Origin of the sequence: Alkaliflexus imshenetskii DSM 15055, from assembly GCF_000517065.1 — a bacterium.
In the GTDB taxonomy this organism is placed as follows: Bacteria; Bacteroidota; Bacteroidia; order Bacteroidales; family Marinilabiliaceae; genus Alkaliflexus; species Alkaliflexus imshenetskii.
Genome location: NZ_KI912105.1, coordinates 3666570 through 3671263 on the forward strand (window position 1 = coordinate 3666570; position 4694 = coordinate 3671263).

The 4694-nt window shown below is 36.5% G+C and carries 3 protein-coding genes; 1 reads left to right on the forward strand and 2 read right to left on the reverse strand.

Annotated features, from left to right (window positions below; translation table 11 throughout):
• Positions 1–88 precede the first annotated feature (88 nt).
• Positions 89–1263, reverse strand: a protein-coding gene (locus tag ALKIM_RS18835) for an IS3 family transposase (protein ID WP_235714429.1) whose coding sequence is annotated in 2 segments (ribosomal slippage) — positions 89–1002 and positions 1002–1263 — 1176 coding nt in all. Because the reading frame shifts where the segments join, the coding sequence is not laid out codon by codon here.
• A gap of 135 nt (positions 1264–1398) precedes the next feature.
• Here ALKIM_RS18835 and ALKIM_RS0115160 point away from each other — a divergent pair.
• The gene (locus tag ALKIM_RS0115160) at positions 1399–3543 is read left to right on the forward strand and encodes a hypothetical protein (RefSeq protein WP_026475382.1); all 2145 of its coding nucleotides are present in this window, start codon (positions 1399–1401) and stop codon (positions 3541–3543) included.
• Between the two features lie 208 nt (positions 3544–3751).
• Here the strand turns inward: ALKIM_RS0115160 and ALKIM_RS18840 are convergent.
• Positions 3752–4694: reverse transcriptase domain-containing protein (locus ALKIM_RS18840; RefSeq protein WP_084555914.1), on the reverse strand; the 943-nt coding region annotated here is incomplete at its 5' end.

The window sequence follows — 4694 nt, forward strand, 5'->3', positions numbered from 1 at the left end:
TTCTAGTCTTTTGTTGTATGGGTTAGGAATGTGTGAGCTCCCCATTATTAGGACAGCATTAAATTATAATTTTTTCCTCTGACCTTATTTAACCAAGTGTAGTATTTTTTCCTTCATAATCCCCTCCCATAGGAACAGAGGGGTTGTGAAGGGAAAAATACGGAGGTTCACAATTACGTTGCTTTTGTGCATGTTTTTGTGCATAGTGCAAAGGGCTAATCCCACCTAATGCATCATGCGGCCGGCAGCGGTTGTAATCATCGACCCAGTCTGATACAATTGTTCTGGCTTGGTCAAGCGAGTCAAACAAATATGCATCAAAAACTCCTCGACGAAAAGTTCCATTGAACCTTTCAATGAGTGAGTTTTGTGTAGGCTTACCTGGTTGAATGTAAACTGTTTCTATTTCATTCATTTCTGCCCAATCTTTTAATTGCTGGGCAATAAACTCTGGGCCATTATCCATTCGTATGCGTTTGGGTTTCCCCTTGCGATGAATCAGATGATTCAAAACATATATTACTCTATTACTCTTTATAGAGTGGTCTATTTCTACATGAAGAGCCTCACGATTAAAATCGTCCATTACATTAAAGGCCTTTATCTTTCGACCATTAACAAGGGCATCGTGCATAAAATCTATCGACCAGGTATCATTGGGCTGGTCGGGGATTTCTAACGGTCGTTGCACTCTTGCAGGCAAACGTTTTTTAGTCTTACGTCTAATATTTAAGCCCTTCATACAATATACACGATAAACTCTTTTATGATTCCAAGGTTTTCCGGCCATACGAAAACGCTCATACGCTTTCCAGAATCCTTCAGTAGGATGAGCTTGCATTTGCTCATCTAAGGCTTGAATTAATTCTGAATCGTCCTTTTTTAACTGGTAATAGTATACTGAACGACTTATTCCTATAACGCGGCACGCCCTGCCAATGCTCGCTTCTAAATCACAACTAAGCTCATGAACAATATCGCGTTTTATGCAGGGCTTTAAAGCTTTTTTTCGATAATCTCACGAGCTATCTTTAAATCCAAGGCCAGTTCAGTATACATCATTTTAAGCTTCCGGTTCTCTTCCTCTAGCTCCTTTAAACGTTTTAACTCAGAAGCCTCCAATCCGCCATAGCGTTGACGCCATTTATAAAAGGATGCTTGACTAACGCCATGTTCCCGAATGATTTCTGGTACGCTCTTTCCCTTTTCAAATTCTTTTAGGATAGAGGCGATTTGTTCTGGTGTGAATCTTTTCTTTTTCATAATTACAGCTTAAATCTAGTATTTAATTTTCTATTTTTAAACTGTCCCGTTTTTAGGGGAGCTTACAATGGAATAAGAACTAAGAAGATTTCGGAAAAAGAAGAAGACCCTACTGCTGATAAGAATAGGAAAGCTTTGGTTGAATTTGTTCAATGTTATATTGTTTTTGCACAAAAGTTAATTGATGCAAATATAGAATCTTTACATTTACTTGCAAAAAGTGGTCTTCCTGCCCTTATTGAGAACTATTCGAATCTTTCTTGGTACCAATCCAATATTCAGAAAATCATTCGTGATTTTGTTTTACAGCAAAATATAGTAAAGACTTGTTCTGGTGATTTTATTAAAATTGGACAAGCTAAATTTCCAAACATTGAACTTTATAACAATGCAGACTTTTATTCATTGGTATCAAGACTTCTACCAACGAAAGTTCCTGTAGAGGAAAGTATTCTTTATTGGGAGGAAGTTATTGCACAAGAAACAGAACATTGGTTAGAAGAAATCACAATAGATGAAGAAGGTTTATTAAAAATAATGCAAGACAATATTGACATTAACAGTGAATTGTCGTTTGATTGGTTAAAAGACCTTTATAAATACCTTGACTTAAATAAATTAAATTCTTTAGGAGAAGAATATCCAATCTATTTAAATGAAGCAAATCAATTTTGCCTGCGTGACGATTTAACTATTCATCCTATTATTGACAATGAATTTAAATTTGTTTCCAAAGGTTTAGGTCGGTGTTTAGATGAAGAATTTCTAAATAGAAAATTGGGGCAAGTTTCAGCTATAAAAGCTTTTGATTTATCAGAGTTCTATAATCATTTAAATAAGGATTTGATTAGTGACCTCAAAGTAGAATCTGCAACCACTGAACAGATAAAAGCAGTTTTTCATGTATGTTGTTTATTTAGAAGTGACAAAGCATACAGAAGAGAAAAATGGTTTGCAATTATCAACCAGCTTTTACCTGGATTTGCACCTGAAAGGAAAATGGTTTCAGTAGATTATGAGAATTATTGGCGTTCAGCAGAATTTTGGAGTATTAAGTATATTTGTCATCTTATTGAAACCTCTCAAAAACCCACTAATTTTACTACAAAATATTTTGAAGGGCATACAGATTCTTGTTTTACGTGGCTGAATGATTTACTCTCTTTTATTTTCTCTCTTAATGATGATAACAGGGAGGTTATACTAAAACGTAGTATAATTCCCACCCAATCTGATGAGTTCAGACCTTATGAAGATTATGTCTTTGCAGAAAATGACCCAAAATATTTTGATGATTCCATTAAAAATATATACCGTGATTATACTGGAAAAGGTGAGCCAAGACGTTTTATTGTTGATAATCGAATAAACTTTGATGGTCTAAAATCTAAAGAAGTTGAAGTTCTTACGAAGGAAATTGACAAGCTTTTCAATGACCAAAATATTGAAATTAAAGTAAAGAAAGGAGGCACACATAATGAAATGTTCCTTCAATTAAATAACTGGTTCGAACAATTTTCAAACGCAAATGCTTACTTGCCAACATTTTCAACAAAAAGAGCAACTCTTTATGTACTTGCACTTGGTGAAGGATTTAGTAAGCAAATTATGGATATCCAAAATTCAGGTAAATCAATTGAAGATATTACTGAATTAGCTAAAATACAATTGAGTCCGCAGGAAATGAAATTATTTGAAAATGCAGCAAAAGAATTGGGTACAGATAAATTACTAGCGAAGGCTAAAGAAATGCTTGAAGCAAAAGAACAAATTGAACGTTGGAAAACTATTGGAAAAGCAGCAGAAACAGCATTCAAAAAAGCTCTAGAATTAGTAGAACCTACATTTGAAATTCTTAATCCAGATATTGGTAAAGATTTTGTAATTAAAGCAAATGGTAAAGAATATGCAATTGAAATTAAAAGTGTAGAAGCTTTAAAAGGTAATGTTAATATGTCCCTACTTCAAGGAAAAACCGCTGTAATTGAAAGGGATTGTTATGCTTTGTCTGTACTGACAAGACCAGAGGGAGAACAACAAGTTGATGCAGAATATTATATAAAAACTTCAAAGTTCGTTCCTGATATTGGGTATCAAATTGGTGATACTATTGATAATTGGTATTTAGGTTTGAAGAATCTTGATACTCAAGCAGAGTTAAAAGTTGCCTTAGAAGAAAAGACGGAGTCTTTATATATTAGCAGGAACATATGGAAAAATGAAATCTCATTTGACCAGTTTATGGTATTATTAAATAAATACTTTTCAATAAATGATTAAAATGCCTACCCTTCGCATCCATACACATTGCCAAGTCGCTCAAAAAGCTGACACGCAAACCAAAACTTGTCAAAGAGTATGGCTGCCCCATCGCATGGACAGACTGTGGAGAATAAAGTCGAGTAGGTAAAGGGGAATCTCACCCCTAAACCTCTCACAGAACCGTACGTGACAGTCTCCCGTCATACGGCTCTTCCCGCCCAAGTCGCTATGGACGAAAACCATACTGCCAATGCACAAACGTGTTAGGATACTGTCTGGCTACATTGCACAGCCATCTAAAAGCATGTGTTTTGATTTTCTTCCTGAACCTTCGGTATTTGTTCCTTACCCACATCATAAGACGATAATTTAGAACCCTGAAAACCTTGCGCATCTCGGAAAACCTGAACTTCCCATAGTAATTTATCCAGCCTCGTATCTTGGGCTCAAGCAGTATGGCAATGTCATGTATAGAGAATTGCACCATGCGGTGAATTTTCAACTTATACAGGGTTTGACCTATACGCTTTCGCCGTTTGTTACTTATAGCCGGGGTAAAGCTTAAATGGGCTTTTCGCCCCTTATCCTTTATCCATCTTGGCTTAAAGGTAAAGCCCAAAAAATCAAATTGGACATATTTGGGCTTAAATGGGGGGTGGTTTTTCTGATTGCGCTTACAGTAAACAATATTGGATTTCTCCTGCTTGATTTCCAGTTTACACCGTTGCATCCGTTGTTTTACCGCTGCCAATACATTTAAGGCCTCTTTGAAATGCTTGCAATGGATGATAATATCATCGGCATAACGTTCATAGGCACAGTTGGGAAAAGTTTCCTCGAACCATGTGTCAAAGGCAAAATGCAAAAATATATTTGCCAACAAGGGAGATATTACACCCCCTTGTGGCGTGCCTTTGCCTTGCTTGGGTTCGATGCTTCCATCCCGCTTTTGTATCGGCGCATCGAGCCAGCGTTTCACATACATCAGAATGTGTTTGGATGTCGTGTACCGCTTAACTGCCCTTATAAGTAGCCGATGGTCAATGTTGTCGAAGAAACCTTTGATATCAAGGTCAATTGCCCAGTTATACTTTTGGCAGTTGGCCTGACATTGAGCTACCGCCATGTGCTGGCTCTTTTGGGACGATACCCAAACGAGTTGGCACTGA